Below are 16257 nucleotides of genomic sequence, written 5' to 3' on the forward strand. Positions count from 1 at the left end.
CGGCGCGACTGACACGGTTTGTGCATTCAGCCCCCTCGTTGCGAGGAGGCGGGATGCGGGCGATGTGGTGCGGGTTTGCGCTGGGCGTGATTGTCTTGCAGCGACAGGCGGCGTTGCCGGGGTGGGGGGCGTGGGTCGCGCTGGTTCTGGCAACCGTGCTCGGGGCCACGTGGGCGGCATGGGCGTTGCGCGGCGCGGCACCGGTGGATGAATCTCATGTCGGCTTGTCTTGCGGGCGACGCTGGCGCATGGCCAGCGGCTGGGCGGCGGTGTGGTTTGCGGCCGCATGCGCGGGCTTTGGCTATGCGGCGTGGCGTGCAGAAACACGGCTTGCTGAGGCGCTTCCCGCTGCCTGGCAGGCGCGCAACATCGCCATCAGCGGCTATATCTCCAGCTTGCCTTCCTACGGAGCGAACGGCGCAAGCTTCCTCTTTCGTGTCGAATCCTGGGAAACGCACAAGGCTGCCACGGCGCTGCCGCATTTGATTCAACTATCGTGGGTGGCGCGCGAGGCGCCGCTGCCGCCGCTCGTGCCCGGCGCACGCTGGCGCCTTGCCGTGCGGCTCAAACGCCCGCACGGCAACGGCAACTTCCGCCTGCGCGACACGCAGGCCGCGCTGCTCGCGCGCGGCGTGCGCGCCACCGGGTACGTGAGCGATCCCGGGCATGCGGTGCGTCTGCCCGTCGACGCCACCGGCGTAGGCGTGGGCATCGAGCGGGCGCGCGCCGCGCTGCGTGCGCGCATCGACGCAGTGCTCGGCGACGCGCCGCATCGCGGCATCGTCATCGCGCTCGCCACCGGCGCACAGGACGCGATCAGCGACGCGGACAGGCGTCTCATGCGCAATACGGGCACGAGCCACCTGGTGGCGATCTCCGGGCTGCATCTCGCGTTCGTCGCGGGGCTCGCCGGGTGGGTCGCGGGCGCACTGTGGCGGCGCGCGCGCTGGCGCGGCGTCGATGCGCCACTCATCGTGCCGGCGCAAAAGGTGGCCGTTGCGGGCGCGTTGCTCGCGGCGGGCGTCTATGCGGCGCTCGCCGGCTTCAATGTGCCGGTGCAGCGCGCGCTCTGGATGCTGGTGGTCGTCGCGCTCGCGCTGTTCGCCGGGCGCGAGCTCGCGCGCTCGCATGTGTTGGCGTGGGCGCTCGGGCTCGTGCTGTTGCGCGATCCGTGGGCGGTGACCGCAGCCGGATTCTGGCTTTCGTTTTGCGCGGTCGGGGCGATCCTCTTCGCGGCGAGTGGCGTGCCGCGCTTGCACAGGGACGCGCCGCAGAATGCTGCCGCGGACGCCGCCGATCCGCTGCATGACCGAACCGATCCATTCGCAGGGCCTGCTGCGCGCGAAGGCGCGGTTCGACGTCTTGCCGCCATGGCGCTTCCGCCTGATGACTGGCGTGGGGCGATGCGACGTCTTGCGTCACGCCTTGGCGATAGCGCCCGCGTGCAGTGGGCCGTGACCCTGGCGCTCGCGCCCCTCACTGCGTACTGGTTCGCGCAAATACCGCTCATCGGCCCACTGGCCAATGCCTTTGCGATTCCCTGGGTGAGCATGCTCGTCGCGCCGCTCGTGATCGCGAGCGCCGCGATGCCCGCGCCGGTCGACGCCCTCGCGCTGCGCGCGGCGCATATCTGCCTCGACTGGCTGGTTGTGGCGCTGAGCGCGCTGGAGGGCCTGCCGTGGGCGGTTTTGCGGCTGCCGCAACCCGGAGCGTGGCCGCTCGCGTGCGCTGCAGTGGGCGTCGTCTGGTGGCTTGCGCCACGCGGTTGGCCAATGCGCTGGATCGCGCCGTTCACATGGCTGCCGTTACTGGTGCCTGCGCCCACGGGGCCGCCGCCGGGCGCTTTCCGGCTCACGGCGCTCGACATCGGCCAAGGCACCTCGGTGCTGGTCGAGACGGCCCGGCATCGCCTGCTGTTCGACGCGGGCCCGGGCCCCGAGTCGACGCAGGCAGGCGAGCGCATCGTCGTGCCGTATCTGCAGGCGCATGGCATAGGGCGCCTCGATGCGCTGATGATCAGCCACGACGACTCCGATCATTCGGGCGGCGCGCAAGCCGTGTTCGACGGTGTCGACGTCGAGGCATTTGTGGCGGGCATCCTGCCCGCGCATCCGCTGTGGGCGAGCGCACGCACAAGGGGCGCGCAGACCGTGCGGTGCGCCGCCGGCCAGCGCTGGCGGTGGGACGGCGTCGACTTCGAGGTGCTCTGGCCCGACCCCGGGCCGCTCGCGGGCAAACCCAATGCGCATTGCTGCGTCCTGCGGGTGACGACGGCGGCAAGCGTTGCGCCCGAGGCACAAGACGGTCGGGTCTCCGCGCTGATCGCCGCCGACATCGAAGCGGGCGTCGAGCACACGCTGGTCGCGCGCGACCCCGAGCGGCTGCGCGCCCAGGTGCTGGTCGTGCCGCATCACGGCAGCCGCTCCTCGTCGACTGAACCGTTCCTCGATTCTGTCTGGCCGCTCGTCGCGATATTTCAGGTAGGCTATCTGAACCGCTTTCATCACCCACATCCGGGCGTCTACGCGCGCTACGCGGCCCGCGACATCGTGCTCGCGCGCAGCGACGCGGACGGCGCCGCGCGCGTCGAGGCGCGGCCCGGCGCACTTGCCGTCGAGCGCTTTCGCGACACGCAGCGGCGCTACTGGATGGACCCGCCGACGCAGGACTGACGCGCCGATAGCAGGGTGAACGAAAGCGCGAATGACGAGAGAGATCAACAAAATAGAGAGACACGCCGCCTTTGAAAAACGTCATCCATTTCTCGCACGCGAACGGCTTTCCGGCCTCGACGTACCGCACGTTCTTCGCCGAACTGGGCGACAACTACGAGTTGCGCTACATCGAGCGCATCGGGCACGACGCGCGCTTTCCCGTCACCCGCGACTGGCCGCATCTCGTCGAGCAACTGCTCGACGACATCGGCCGCACCTACGAGGAGCCCGTGTGGCTCGTCGGCCATTCGCTCGGCGGCTATCTCTCGCTGATGGCCGCGCTGAAAAAGCCGCAATGGGTCAAGGGCGTCGTGATGCTCGATTCGCCGGTGATCGCGGGCTGGCGCAGCAGCATGTTGCGGGTCTCGCAGTGGACCGGGCTCGACGAGCGCCTGTCGCCTGCCGTCGCCACGCGCACGCGCCGCACGAACTGGGCGAGCCGCGACGAGGCCTGGCGGCATTTCCATTCGAAGGCGGCATTCGCGCGCTGGGACGAGCGCGTGCTTTCCGACTATGTCGACTTCGGCATTCCTCAGACCTCGGTCGACGGCGGTCGCACGCTCGCCTTCGACCGCCAGACCGAGTACATGATTTACCGCACGCTGCCTCACACCTTAGGCCCGAGGCTCGTGCACGGCTCGCCCGTGCCGGTGAGCTTCGTCGCGGGCACGCAGTCGCGTGAAGTGCGCCAGGTCGGGCTTGCGGCAACACGGCGCATCGCCGGCGAGCGCTTCGAGTGGATCGAGGGCAGTCATCTGTATCCGATGGAGCGTCCGATCGAGACCGCGCGCGCGGTACAGCGCATGCTTTACGCCATGGAAAACGGAGCCTGAGCGGCCGGTTTTCAGCGCGGTTGCTCGCAGGGCAGGGTAGAGCGTGGGGCTACGTGTCGCGCATCGTTTCCGCTCGCTCAAAATTCAGGGTTAGCCCTTGCTTTCAGGTATAATCCGTTTTTCCCGCGAGCATCCAGCGATGACCAAATATGTTTTCGTCACCGGCGGCGTAGTTTCCTCCCTTGGCAAGGGTATTGCCGCCGCCTCCCTCGCCGCGATCCTCGAATCGCGCGGTCTGAAAGTCACCCTCCTCAAGCTCGATCCCTACATCAACGTCGACCCCGGCACGATGAGCCCGTTTCAGCACGGCGAAGTGTTCGTGACGGAAGACGGAGCGGAAACCGACCTCGACCTTGGCCACTATGAGCGCTTCATTACCACGAAGATGCGCAAGGCCAACAACTTCACCACGGGCCAGATCTACGAATCGGTGATCCGCAAGGAACGCCGCGGCGACTATCTGGGCAAGACCGTGCAGGTCATTCCGCACATCACGAACGAAATCCAGGCATTCATCGAACGCGGCGCCGCATCGGCGACGTGCGGCGAGCCGGATGTCGCGATCGTCGAAGTGGGCGGCACGGTGGGCGACATCGAGTCGCTGCCGTTCCTCGAGGCCGCGCGCCAGATGAGCCTGCGCCTTGGCCGCAATAGCGCGTGCTTCGTGCACCTCACGCTGGTGCCGTTCATCGCCACGGCGGGTGAGCTCAAGACCAAGCCCACGCAGCACAGCGTGCAGAAGCTGCGCGAAATCGGTATCTATCCGAACGTGCTGCTGTGCCGCGCCGACCGCCGCATTCCGGACGACGAGCGCTCGAAGATCTCGATGTTCTCGAACGTACCCGAAGACGCCGTGATCTCGGTGTGGGACGCCGACAGCATCTACAAGATCCCGCAGATGCTGCACGACCAGGGCCTCGACTCGATCGTCTGCGACGAACTGAAGCTCTCCGCCAAGCCCGCCGATCTGTCGATCTGGGCGGAAATGGTCGAAAAGCTCGAGCATCCGAAGCACGAAGTCACGATCGGCATGGTCGGCAAGTACGTCGACCTGACCGAGTCGTACAAGTCGCTCATCGAAGCGCTGCGCCACGCGTCGATCAAGACCTCGGCGAAGGTGAACATCGAGTACATCGACTCCGAGCAGATCGACGAAGAAGGTGTCGAGAGCCTCAAGCATCTCGACGCGATCCTCGTGCCGGGCGGCTTCGGCCGTCGCGGCACCGAAGGCAAGATCAAGGCCATCCAGTACGCCCGCGAAGCGAAGGTGCCGTACCTCGGCATCTGCCTCGGCATGCAGCTCGCCGTCATCGAATTCGCGCGCGACGTGGTGGGCCTGAAGCACGCGAACAGCACGGAATTCGATCCGGACACGCCCGACCGCGTCGTCGCGCTCATCACCGAATGGGCCGACCGCGAAGGCAAGGTCGAGAAGCGCACCGAAGACTCGGACCTCGGCGGCACGATGCGCCTCGGTTCGCAGCGTTGCCCGATCAAGCCCGGCACGCTCGCGGCAGAAATCTACGGCAAGGACGTGAACGAGCGTCACCGTCACCGTTATGAAGTCAATAACGGCTACGTGCCCAAGCTCGAAGCCGGCGGCCTTATCATCAGCGCCCGTACGCCGACTGAAGACCTGCCGGAAATGATGGAACTGCCGCGCGACATGCACCCGTGGTTCGTCGGCGTCCAGTTCCACCCGGAATTCACGTCCACGCCGCGTGACGGCCATCCGCTCTTCAAGGCGTATGTCGAAGCGGCAGTCGCGCACCACGAGGCGCGCGCCGAGGAGAAAGCATGAATCTGTGCGGTTTCGAGGTAGGCCTCGACAAGCCGTTCTTCCTGATCGCAGGCACCTGTGTCGTCGAGTCCGAACAGATGACGATCGACACGGCTGGGCGCCTGAAGGAAATCACGTCGAAGCTCGGCATTCCGTTCATCTACAAGTCGTCTTACGACAAGGCCAATCGTTCGAGCGGCAAGTCGTTTCGCGGCCTCGGGATGGACGAGGGCCTGCGCATCCTTTCCGAAGTGAAGCGTCAGCTCGGCTTGCCGGTGCTGACCGATGTGCACACCGAAGAAGAGATCGGACCCGTGGCTTCGGTCGTGGACGTGCTGCAAACGCCCGCGTTCCTGTGCCGCCAGACCGACTTCATCCACGCGTGTGCGCGCTCGGGCAAGCCTGTGAACATCAAGAAAGGCCAGTTCCTCGCGCCGCACGACATGAAGAACGTGATCGACAAGGCTCGCGAAGCCGCGCGTGAGGCGGGTCTTTCCGAAGACCGCTTCTTCGCCTGCGAACGCGGTGTTTCGTTCGGTTACAACAACCTCGTCTCGGACATGCGCTCGCTCGCTATCATGCGCGAGACGGGTGCGCCGGTCGTGATGGACGTGACCCACTCGGTGCAGCTGCCGGGCGGGCAGGGCACGAGCTCGGGTGGGCAGCGCGAATTCGTGCCGGTGCTCGCTCGCGCGGCCGTGGCCACGGGCGTGGCGGGTCTCTTCATGGAGACGCACCCGAACCCCGCGCAGGCGAAGTCCGACGGCCCGAACGCCGTGCCGCTGAACCGCATGGCCGACCTGCTCGAAACCCTCGTGACGCTCGACCAGGCGGTCAAGCGCACGCCGTTCCTCGAGAACGACTTCAGCTGAGCTGGAAATTACGTAGTACGGCGCGCCGCTTCGATTGCATGAGCGGCGCGATGGAGGAGCAGCGCGGCGCACCGCACCGCGCTCGATGTACAAGGCAGCGTGGCAGCGCATCGGTCACGGGAACGTGGGCGTTGCGCTGCGGCAAGTTGAACCTGGCGAGCGCGCAGCCTGTCCCATGTGACGGTGTGCCCCCGAACGAGCATAGAAACTGTGCCTCGCGGGGCGATGCAGCAGGCGGCGCAGCTCGCGCAAGAATTACTGTCATTTCCTGAGGAAACCATGAGTGCAATCGTAGATATCATCGGTCGCGAGATTCTGGATTCGCGCGGCAATCCCACCGTCGAATGCGACGTGCTCCTCGAATCGGGCACGATGGGCCGCGCGGCAGTGCCGTCGGGCGCATCCACGGGCTCGCGCGAAGCGATCGAACTGCGCGACGGCGAAGCCGGCCGCTACAACGGCAAGGGCGTGCTGAAGGCCGTCGAGCACATCAACACCGAAATCTCCGAGGCGATCATGGGCCTCGACGCGTCGGAACAAGCCTTCCTCGACAAGACCCTGCTCGAGCTCGACGGCACCGACAACAAGTCGCGCCTCGGCGCGAACGCCATGCTGGCCGTGTCGATGGCCGTCGCGAAGGCCGCCGCTGAGGAAGCCGGCCTGCCGCTGTACCGCTACTTCGGCGGCTCGGGCGCAATGCAACTGCCGGTCCCGATGATGAACATCGTCAACGGCGGCGCGCACGCGAACAACAGCCTCGACATCCAGGAATTCATGATCGTGCCGGTGAGCCAGCCGACCTTCCGCGAAGCGCTGCGTTGCGGCGCGGGAGTGTTCCACGCGCTCAAGAAGATCCTCTCGGATCGCGGCATGAGCACGGCAGTGGGCGACGAAGGCGGCTTCGCACCGAACTTCGGCAGCAACGACGAGTGCCTTTCGACCATCCTGCAAGCCATCGAGAAGGCCGGCTACCGCGCCGGTGAAGACGTCCTGCTCGCGCTCGACTGCGCAGCGAGCGAGTTCTACCACGACGGCAAGTACCAGCTCGCGGGCGAAGGCCTGCAACTGTCGTCGGCCGAATTCGCCGACTACCTCGCGACGCTCGCCGACAAGTTCCCGATCGTCTCGATCGAAGACGGCATGCACGAGTCCGACTGGGCCGGCTGGAAGCTCCTGACCGACAAGCTCGGCAAGAAGGTCCAACTCGTGGGCGACGACCTGTTCGTGACCAACACGCGCATCCTGAAGGAAGGCATCGAGAAGGGCATCGCCAACTCGATCCTCATCAAGATCAACCAGATCGGCACGCTGACGGAAACCTTCGCGGCAATCGAAATGGCCAAGCGCGCCGGCTACACGGCCGTGATCTCGCACCGTTCGGGCGAAACCGAAGACTCGACGATCGCCGACATCGCCGTGGGCCTGAACGCGGGTCAGATCAAGACCGGTTCGCTCTCGCGCAGCGACCGCATCTCGAAGTACAACCAGCTGCTGCGCATCGAGGAAGATCTCGGTGATATCGCCAGCTACCCGGGCAAGTCGGCGTTCTATAACCTCCGCTAAGCGGACCCAGCGCCGGCAGCAGCCTTGCTGTCACCCTTCGTCATCTCTCTCCGCCGCCCTGCGTATAGCGCAGGGCGGCGTGTATTTATCCGGCACCTTTCATGCGGCTTGTCACTGTCGTTCTGATCATCCTGCTCGTGCTGATCCAGTATCCGCTCTGGTGGGGCCATGGTGGTTGGCTGCGTGTCCACGAACTGCAGCAGCAACTCGCGCAGCAGCAAAAGCAGAACGACGACGAGAAACTGCGCAACGAACGCATTGCGGGCGAAGTGCAGGATCTGCAGAACGGCACGGCTGCCGTCGAGGAGCGTGCTCGCTATGAGATGGGCATGGTGAAGGACAGCGAGGTGTTCGTGCAGTTCGTCTCGCCGAACCAGTCGCCGCCGGTTACGCCGAGCGGTTCGTCGAACACCTCGACGCGCGGCGAGATGTCGGCGGCGCCGGTGAGGGTGGTGCCGAACCCCGTTTCGCGTGTGCCCGAGAAGAAGCACGGGCATGGGAAGGAAGCGAAGAAGGCGGGTTGAGCGGTTCGCTTGCGATGAGCAGTTAAGACAAGCAAAAGGCGCGGCATTGAGCTGCGCCTTTTATCGTTCTGAGCGTTCACGTCGCGAAGCCCGCGATTACCAGCCCCAGCCCGGATAGCCGTAGCCAATCCCCGTACCCCAGCCGTGCCCCCAACCGCCGCTGTAATAGCTGCCGTAGACGGTGACCGGCGGCGCATACGCGCGCGACCAGGCTTGTGCGGCAGCTTCCGCGGCCATGGCGTTGTCCTGTTCGGCGAGCGCCTGACGGTCGATCGCGTCGTAGCGCGCTTTCTCGTCGGGCGTGAGCACGGGCGCGGCGGCCGGGATGCCCGACTGCGCCGGCGGCAGCCGGCTGTAGATCGGCGACGGGCCCGGCGGGTCCATCATGCAGCCGCTCGTCGACGCAACGGCCGCGCCGAGCGTCGTGAGTACGAGCAACGCGCTCACGCGCGGCATGCACTCGCGTAACGGAGATACGATGGGACGTACGAAGCGTTTGTTCTTGATCATGCTTCTCTCCATCTGTCGGACGCCTAAGTAACTTGAGATGAGGGCAGGTCCGCATTTCGATCCGGTCCCCGCGCCTGTCTATGTGCCGCTACGCAGGGCGGCGACGCAACACGCGTTGCGCCGCAGTTTGCACCCGTTTGCCTTAGTGGCGACGCTCCGCAGCGGGGCTCACGCTTTCTGAGAGCCCAGTCACGGCAAAAAGTTGCGCGACATCCACAGGGTCGAACTCATAGCGCTGATTGCAGTAGTCGCAATGAATCTCGACATGACCGCGTTCCTCGATCACGCCGTCGACTTCCTCGCGGCCCAGCATCTTGAGCATCGCGCCCACTTTCTCGCGCGAGCACGAACACTGGAAGCGCGGCGCCAGCGGCTCGAAGTGACGCACGTTCTCCTGCCAGAAGAGGCGGCGGAACAATGTCTCGCCGTCTTCCTTGAGCATTTCGTCGCGCGTGAGCGTGCCGCCGAGCGTGCAGACGCGCTCCCACGTATCGAGGTCGTGCTCGCCCTGGTGCGGCACGATCCCGCCGTCGCCCGGCAGCTTCTGGAGCAGCATGCCGACTGCACGGTCGTCGTTGGCGGCGAGCCAAAGGCGCGAGTCGAGCTGTTCCGAGTGATGCATGTAATGCTCGAGCACGGCGGCAATCGACTTGAGCGGGCCGTCTTCGCCATTCAGCGGCACGATGCCCTGGTAGGGCTGCTGGCCCGGCTGCTTTTTCGCGGGGTCGAGCGTGATTACGCAGCGGCCCTGGCCGTCCGGATTCACGAGGTCGGCGAACGTGAGTTCTTCGCCGAGCGGCAGGGCATTTTCGCCCGTGAAGTCTTCGCCGAGGCGCGCGGTCGCGCGCATCGTCAGATCCGAGCCGCACTGTACGACCAGCATCTTCACGGGGCCGTCGCCGAAGATCTGCATGATCAGCGTGCCGTCGAACTTGAGATTCGCCGAGAGCAGCGCGCACGCTGCCATCATCTCGCCGAGCACGGTGCGCACGGGCGTCGGATACTCGCGGCGCTTGAGCACTTCCTGCCACGTGTTGTTCAGCGAGACGATCTCGCCGCGTACCGGCGCGGCGCTGAACATGAATTTTTGCAACTGGTCGTTCACAATCTTTTCCTTCGTTTCAATCGGGGCGGCGCGGCCCGCGCCGCACACGGCAAGAGCTTGTCGCTCTCAGCCGATGCGCACGAGCTGCGCCTTGAAATATTCGCGGCGCTGCGCGTAGACATCCGCGTTGCGCTTGAGGCCGGCAATGTCGGCCTCGGTCAGCTCACGCACGACTTTGGCCGGCGCGCCGAGAATCAGCGAGTTGTCCGGGAACACCTTGCCTTCGGTGACCACCGCACCCGCGCCAACCAGACAGTTGCGGCCGATCACCGCGCCATTCAAGACCACGGCCTGAATGCCGATCAGTGCGCCTTCCTTCACGGTACAGCCGTGCAGCATGGCCTGATGGCCCACGGTCACGTTCGCTTCGAGCGTGAGCGGGTAGCCGGGGTCCGTGTGGAGCACCGCGCCTTCCTGAACGTTGCTGCGCGCGCCGACGGTGATCGGCTCGTTGTCGCCGCGCAGCGTCGCGCCGAACCAGACGCTCGCGTCTTCGGCCAGTTCGACCTTGCCGATGACGGTCGCGTTGTCCGCGACGAACACGCTTTCGTGAATGGTCGGTGCAGCTTCGCCAAGCTTGTAGATGGCCACGGTGTTGAGTCTCCTATGTCTTTCGGGGCTGCTGCCGGTCTGCGGGCGACGCGCAACGGGTGAGGACGACGCCAGGCAGGTGAATCGCGTATTGTAAACGGTTGCGTGCGCGGTCCGCTCGGGGCGCTTTTCGGGCGCCCGCGCCCGAGCCTTGTATTTCCGCTTTTCGGTCCCTGTTTCTTCTGCCGATGAATTCCGCTTTTTCCGCCGTCAGCGCAAGTGCTGATCTCTCAAGACCAACCGATGCCGAGCCCGACTGCTGGCGCCTCGCCGCGCTCGCCGCGCTGCGCGAATGCGTCCCGGTCGCCAAGGCCGATGCGGTGCGCGCGCTGCACGCGCAGAGTCAGGCGCAGGCCGCTGCGCCTCGGTGGGAGCCGCAGCGCGTCATCCCGACGCCGGACGGCTTGCCTGGCCGCCCGGCCGAGCCGCCGCTCGTCGAACCGCGCGAACTGCAGCGCCGCAGCATGAGCACGCCACAGGGCCGCGTCGTGCTGCTGCACGCGCTGGCCCACATCGAATTCAACGCGATCAATCTCGCGCTCGACGCGGTCTGGCGCTTCCCCGCCATGCCCGACGCGTTCTACGCCGACTGGCTCAGGGTCGCGGCGGAAGAGGCGTATCACTTCTCGCTGCTGCGTGCGCGGCTCGCCGACTATGACCACGCATACGGCGACTTCCCCGCGCACAACGGCCTGTGGGAGATGTGCGAGCGCACCAGCGCCGACGTGCTCGCGCGCATGGCGCTCGTGCCGCGTGTGCTGGAGGCGCGCGGGCTCGACGCCTCGCCGCCCATCCGCGCGCGCCTGAAGCAGGCTGGCGACGACGAATCGGCCGCGATCCTCGACATCATCCTGCGCGACGAAGTGGGGCACGTACGCATCGGCAACCATTGGTTCCGCCACCTTTGCGAGGCACGCGCGCTCGACCCGCACGCGGCATGGCTCGCGCTCGCGCAGCAGTACCACGCGCCGCGCATGCGCGGTCCGTTCAACTTCGAGGCGCGCCGCTCGGCGGGTTTCGACGAAGCCGAACTGGACACGCTGGCGGCCCAGGACGCCGCGGAACAGTCCGCCTCGAAGCAGTCAGCGGGGCGTCACTCGAACGAATGACGTACCGCGAACGCCCGGCGGCTATATAATCGAACGACCATTCTTTTTTGCGGCAACGCAGATGAATCAATCCCGGTCCGAATTCGTCAACGTCAATGGCATCCGGCTGCACGTGCGCCGCTGGGGCGCCGAGAGCGCGCCCGTGCTGTTCATGCTGCACGGCTGGATGGACGTGGCGGCGTCGTTCCAGTTCGTCGTCGATGCGCTCGATGCACGCGGCGGTGACTGGCAGGTCATCGCTCCCGACCTGCGCGGCTTCGGCCTCTCCGACTGGCCCGTTGCGCAAGGACAGGGCAGTCACTACTGGTTCCCCGACTACCTCGCCGATCTCGACGCGCTGCTTGCCCACTACGCGCCCGAAGGCAAGGTGGATCTCGTCGGACACAGTCTCGGCGCGAACATCGTGTGCCTCTATGCGGGCGTGCGGCCCGAGCGTGTGCGCCGCGTGGTCGACCTGGAGGGTTTCGGCATGCCGGCGCCGTCACCGAGACAGGCGCCGGGCCGCATGCGCGAGTGGCTCGACGAAGTGCGCACGCCGCCGCAACTGCGCACGTACGCGTCGCTCGACGAGGTGGCCGCGCGGCTCGTGAAGACCAATCCGCGTCTGATCGCACCGCGTGCGCGCTTTCTCGCGGAACACTGGTCGAAGCCGGACGGCGAGGGCGGTTATGTGCTGCTCGGCGATCCGGCGCACAAGATGCGCGGTCCGCTGCTGTACCAGCTCGACGAGGTGATGGCGATCTGGTCGCAGGTGAGCGCAAGGGTGCTGCACGTCGAAGCGGCCAGTTCCGAAACGCTTGTGCGGCTCGCGGGGGCGGTGCCCATCGGCGAATTCAAGAAGCGCTTCGAGGCATTTCCCGACTGGCGCGAGCGTATCGTCGACGGGGCGGGGCACATGGTGCATCACGACCAGCCGGAAGAGGTCGCGCGCCTGATCGAGGCCTTCTGCGCAGGAGCGTAAAGCACATCGCGCGCTTATTCGGGCGGCCCGCCAGGCGCGAGGCGCCGCCCGACGACTTCACTGCGTTGCAGTAAAATGGACGTTCATCCTTTTCCCGCATCCAATGAACGCCGATCTCCACTGTCACTCCACTGTCTCCGACGGGCAACTGGCCCCAGCCGCCGTCGCGCAGCTGGCGAAAGCGGGTGGCGTGGGCTTGTGGGCGCTCACCGATCACGACGTGCTCGGCGGCCAGCGCGAAGCGCGCAACGCGGCCGAGGCGCTCGGCATGCGCTATCTGAACGGCGTCGAGATTTCGGTCACCTGGGCGTCGCGCACGGTACACATCGTCGGCTTGCATGTGGATCCGGAGTGCGCTGCGCTCGTCGACGGCCTCGCGCGCACGCGTGACGGCCGCGCGGCACGCGCCGAAGCCATTGGCGAGCGGCTCGGCGAACTCGGCATTCCCGACGCGTACGAAGGCGCGTTCCAGTACGTCTCGAATCCCGACCTGGTCTCGCGCACTCACTTCGCGCGCTTTCTCGTCGAAAGCGGCCGGGCGCAGAACACCCAGGACGCGTTTTCGCGCTGGCTCGGCGAAGGCAAGCCCGGTTACATCGCGCACCGCTGGGCCAGGCTCGCCGACGCCGTAGCGTGGATCAAGGCGGCGGGCGGCGAGGCGATCATCGCGCATCCGGGCCGCTACGCTTACACGCAACTCGAATTCGACACGCTCTTCGGCGAATTCATCGATCTGGGCGGCAAGGCCATCGAAGTCGTTACCGGCAGCCATACGCCCGACCAGTACGCCGAGTACGCGGCCGTTGCGAGGCGCTTTGGCTTCGAGGCGTCGCGCGGCTCGGACTTCCATGCGCCCGGGCCCGACGCGATCAAGCCGGGCACGCTGCCGCCTTTGCCTTCCGGTCTCAAGCCTGTCTGGGAGCGATGGCTGTAGGCCGCGCACGGCGCGCGGCCCACTGACTCCGCCCATTTGCCGCAAGGCGTTTCGCGCCGGTCAATCCCGCCTTGTCGTCGCTTTGTGGTACTACGTGCAGTCGTCCGCCGTTTTCGCGCACCGTCCCGCTGTTTTCATCGCCCGCTGTTTTCATTGCATTCGTCAGCTGATTACTGCCATGTCCCAGTTCTTTCGGCTTCACCCGGAAAACCCGCAGCCGCGTCTCGTCAAGCAGGCGGTGGAGATCATCCGTGACGGCGGTGTGATCGCATTGCCGACCGATTCGAGCTACGCGCTCGCCGCCCGCATCGACGACAAGCACGCCGCCGAGCGCCTGCGCCGCATCCGCGGGCTCGACGAAAAGGCGCTGCTCTCGCTGATGGTGCGGGACCTGTCCGAACTCGCGAACTTCGCCATGGTGGACAACCGCCAATACCGGCTCATCAAGTCGGTGACGCCGGGGCCGTATGTGTTCGTGCTGGTGGCGACGAAGGAAGTGCCCCGGCGCCTTTCGCATCCGTCGCGCAAGACGATCGGCCTGCGCGTGCCCGGTCATCCGATTCCGCTCGCGATCCTCGAAGAACTGGGCGAGCCGCTGCTTGCCACCACGCTGATCCTGCCGCCCGACACCGAACCGCTCAACGACCCCGAGGAGATTCGGGAGCGTCTCGAGAAACAGCTCGATCTCGTGATCGACGGCGGGGCGTGCCCGTGCGAGCCGTCCACCGTGATCGATCTCACTGGCGAGGAGCCTGTGCTCGTGCGGCCGGGGCGGGGTTCGCTGGCGCCGTTCGGCATCGAAGAAGAAGAGGCGTGATGAGACAGGCGCGGATGAACGCGGCATGACCGTGGCCTGAGCGCATTGACGCATTGATACAATAGCCCGCCATGGAAGCCAATCTGATTCAGACGATCGTCGTCTACGCCTTGCCCGTGATCTTCGCGATCACGCTGCACGAGGCCGCGCACGGTTACGTCGCGCGCATGCTCGGCGACAACACCGCGTATGTGCTCGGCCGCGTTTCGTTCAACCCGATGCGCCACATCGATCCGATCGGTACGATCGCGATGCCGCTCGTGCTCTATTTCCTGACCAACGGCGCGTTCGTATTCGGTTACGCGAAGCCGGTCCCGATCGCGTTCAGCAATCTGCGCAATCCGCGCTGGGGCACGCTGTGGGTCGCGGCGGCCGGGCCGCTGTGCAACTTCGTGCAGGCCATCGTATGGGGCGTGTTCGGCGTGGGACTCGCGGTGCTCGGCGTGAACGAGCCGTTCTTCACGCGCATGGCCGCCGCCGGCGTGGGCGTGAATCTCGTGCTCGGCGTGCTGAACCTCTTTCCGCTGCCGCCGCTCGACGGCGGCCGCGTGCTCGGGGCACTCCTGCCCACTCGCGCGAGCATTGCGCTCGCCCGTATCGAGCCCTATGGTTTCATCATCGTGATGGGGTTGCTCGTGAGTGGCATCTTCACGCGATTCTGGCTGCGCCCGCTCGTAAGTCTAGGTTACGACGCGGTCACAGCCATCCTTACCCCTCTTGTGTCGCTCTTTTCATAACATCATGTTCCCAGACCGTATCTTCTCCGGCATGCGGCCCACCGGGTCGCTGCACCTCGGCCACTATCACGGCGTGCTGAAAAACTGGGTGCGCCTGCAGTCCGAGTATCCGTGCTTCTTCTGCGTGGTCGACTGGCATGCGCTCACCACGCACTACGAAACGCCGGATGTCATCGAGAAGAACGTCTGGGACGTGCTGATCGACTGGCTCGCTTCGGGCATCGACCCGAACCAGGCCACGCTTTTCATCCAGAGCCGTGTGCCCGAGCACGCCGAGCTCTCGCTGCTGCTCGGCATGAGCACGCCGCTGTCGTGGCTCGAACGCGTGCCGACCTACAAGGAACAGATCGAGAAGCTGCGCGACAAAGACCTCGGTACTTATGGCTTCCTCGGCTACCCGGTGCTGATGGCGGCCGACATCCTGCTGTACCGCGCGTCGCTCGTGCCGGTGGGCGAGGACCAGGTGCCGCACGTCGAGATGGCGCGAGAAATGGCGCGCCGCTTCAACTACATGTACGGCCGCGAACCGGGCTTCGAAGAGAAGGCCAACGATGCGGCGAAGAAGCTGGGCGGCAAGCGCTCGAAGCTCTACCACGAGCTGCGCAACGCCTATCAGCAGGAAGGCAATGAAGAGGCGCTCGAACAGGCCCGCGCGATGCTCTCGGAGTCGCAAAGCCTCTCGATGAGCGATCGCGAGCGTCTTTTTGGCTACCTCGAAGGCTCGCGCAAGATCATCCTGCCGGAGCCGCAGGTGCTGCTCACGGAAGCCTCGCGCATGCCGGGTCTCGACGGCCAGAAGATGTCGAAGTCGTACGGCAACACCATTGGCCTGCGCGAAGACGCCGAGTCGATCACGAAGAAGGTCCGCACCATGCCGACCGACCCCGCGCGCGTGCGCCGCACCGATCCGGGCGATCCGGACAAGTGCCCGGTGTGGCAGCTCCACCAGGTCTACACGGACGAGCAGACGCACGACTGGGTGCAGAAGGGCTGCCGTTCGGCCGGCATCGGTTGTCTGGAGTGCAAGCAGCCCGTGATCGAGGGCATCCTGCGCGAGCAGCAGCCCATGCTCGAGCGCGCGCAGAAGTACATGGACGATCCGTCGCTGCTGCGTGCAATCGTCGCGGACGGCTGCGACAAGGCGCGCAAGTTTGCCAACGAGACGATGCGCGACGTGCGTGAGGCCATGGGCCTCTCGTACAGCTGA

The 16257-nt window shown here is 66.0% G+C and carries 15 protein-coding genes; 12 read left to right on the forward strand and 3 right to left on the reverse strand.

From position 1 onward, the window contains the following. Nucleotides 1-53: 53 nt before the first annotated feature. The 6 genes from AB3X98_RS13215 to ftsB all read left to right on the forward strand — a co-directional run bounded on the left by AB3X98_RS13215 (nucleotide 54) and on the right by ftsB (nucleotide 8286). Nucleotides 54-2672, forward strand: a complete 2619-nt coding sequence (locus AB3X98_RS13215) for a ComEC/Rec2 family competence protein (RefSeq protein ID WP_368610262.1) — start codon at nucleotides 54-56, stop codon at nucleotides 2670-2672. Nucleotides 2673-2743: 71 nt separating this feature from the next. After that, nucleotides 2744-3547 carry an alpha/beta fold hydrolase gene (locus AB3X98_RS13220; RefSeq protein ID WP_069265537.1) on the forward strand — a complete coding sequence of 268 codons (804 nt, stop codon included), beginning with the start codon at nucleotides 2744-2746 and terminating at the stop codon, nucleotides 3545-3547. A 139-nt stretch (nucleotides 3548-3686) separates the two neighbouring features. Beyond that, a complete protein-coding gene (locus tag AB3X98_RS13225) occupies nucleotides 3687-5348 on the forward strand; it encodes a CTP synthase (RefSeq protein WP_069265538.1) in 1662 nt (553 codons plus the stop codon). Further along, nucleotides 5345-6199 carry a 3-deoxy-8-phosphooctulonate synthase gene (kdsA, locus tag AB3X98_RS13230; RefSeq protein ID WP_069265539.1) on the forward strand — a complete coding sequence of 285 codons (855 nt, stop codon included), beginning with the start codon at nucleotides 5345-5347 and terminating at the stop codon, nucleotides 6197-6199. Before AB3X98_RS13225 ends, kdsA begins: the two co-directional genes overlap by 4 nt. Before the next feature lie 279 nt (nucleotides 6200-6478). Next, the gene (gene eno / locus AB3X98_RS13235) at nucleotides 6479-7762 is read left to right on the forward strand and encodes a phosphopyruvate hydratase (protein WP_368605024.1); all 1284 of its coding nucleotides are present in this window, start codon (nucleotides 6479-6481) and stop codon (nucleotides 7760-7762) included. A 101-nt stretch (nucleotides 7763-7863) separates the two neighbouring features. Next, nucleotides 7864-8286 carry a cell division protein FtsB gene (gene ftsB / locus AB3X98_RS13240; RefSeq protein ID WP_069265540.1) on the forward strand — a complete coding sequence of 141 codons (423 nt, stop codon included), beginning with the start codon at nucleotides 7864-7866 and terminating at the stop codon, nucleotides 8284-8286. 96 nt (nucleotides 8287-8382) lie between these two features. Here ftsB and AB3X98_RS13245 read toward each other — a convergent pair whose 3' ends face one another. The 3 genes from AB3X98_RS13245 to AB3X98_RS13255 form a co-directional block, all read right to left on the reverse strand. Further along, entirely contained in the window at nucleotides 8383-8742 is a 360-nt protein-coding gene (locus AB3X98_RS13245) for a hypothetical protein (RefSeq protein ID WP_368605065.1), read from the reverse strand. A 196-nt stretch (nucleotides 8743-8938) separates the two neighbouring features. Further along, nucleotides 8939-9901, reverse strand: coding sequence for an Hsp33 family molecular chaperone HslO (hslO, locus tag AB3X98_RS13250; protein WP_368605025.1), 963 nt, complete (start codon nucleotides 9899-9901; stop codon nucleotides 8939-8941). Between the two features lie 66 nt (nucleotides 9902-9967). Beyond that, on the reverse strand, nucleotides 9968-10492 hold the full coding sequence (locus tag AB3X98_RS13255) for a gamma carbonic anhydrase family protein (protein ID WP_069265541.1): 525 nt from the start codon (nucleotides 10490-10492) through the stop codon (nucleotides 9968-9970). 188 nt (nucleotides 10493-10680) lie between these two features. Between AB3X98_RS13255 and AB3X98_RS13260 the strand changes: the two genes are divergently transcribed. The 6 genes from AB3X98_RS13260 (at nucleotide 10681) to AB3X98_RS13285 (ending at nucleotide 16257) form a co-directional block, all read left to right on the forward strand. Continuing rightward, the gene (locus tag AB3X98_RS13260) at nucleotides 10681-11601 is read left to right on the forward strand and encodes a ferritin-like domain-containing protein (RefSeq protein WP_368605027.1); all 921 of its coding nucleotides are present in this window, start codon (nucleotides 10681-10683) and stop codon (nucleotides 11599-11601) included. Nucleotides 11602-11662: 61 nt separating this feature from the next. Next, nucleotides 11663-12562, forward strand: coding sequence for an alpha/beta fold hydrolase (locus AB3X98_RS13265; RefSeq protein WP_368605028.1), 900 nt, complete (start codon nucleotides 11663-11665; stop codon nucleotides 12560-12562). Nucleotides 12563-12665: 103 nt separating this feature from the next. Next, nucleotides 12666-13496 carry a 3',5'-nucleoside bisphosphate phosphatase gene (locus tag AB3X98_RS13270; RefSeq protein ID WP_368605029.1) on the forward strand — a complete coding sequence of 277 codons (831 nt, stop codon included), beginning with the start codon at nucleotides 12666-12668 and terminating at the stop codon, nucleotides 13494-13496. A 178-nt stretch (nucleotides 13497-13674) separates the two neighbouring features. Then, entirely contained in the window at nucleotides 13675-14313 is a 639-nt protein-coding gene (locus tag AB3X98_RS13275; protein WP_254315176.1) for an L-threonylcarbamoyladenylate synthase, read from the forward strand. Nucleotides 14314-14384: 71 nt separating this feature from the next. After that, a complete protein-coding gene (locus AB3X98_RS13280) occupies nucleotides 14385-15050 on the forward strand; it encodes a site-2 protease family protein (RefSeq protein WP_069265545.1) in 666 nt (221 codons plus the stop codon). A 4-nt stretch (nucleotides 15051-15054) separates the two neighbouring features. Beyond that, complete coding sequence (locus AB3X98_RS13285) at nucleotides 15055-16257, forward strand: tryptophan--tRNA ligase (protein ID WP_069265546.1); 1203 nt, start codon at nucleotides 15055-15057, stop codon at nucleotides 16255-16257.

Origin of the sequence: Paraburkholderia sp. BR14312, assembly GCF_040948675.1 — a bacterium.
Taxonomy (GTDB): domain Bacteria; phylum Pseudomonadota; class Gammaproteobacteria; order Burkholderiales; family Burkholderiaceae; genus Paraburkholderia; species Paraburkholderia nodosa_A.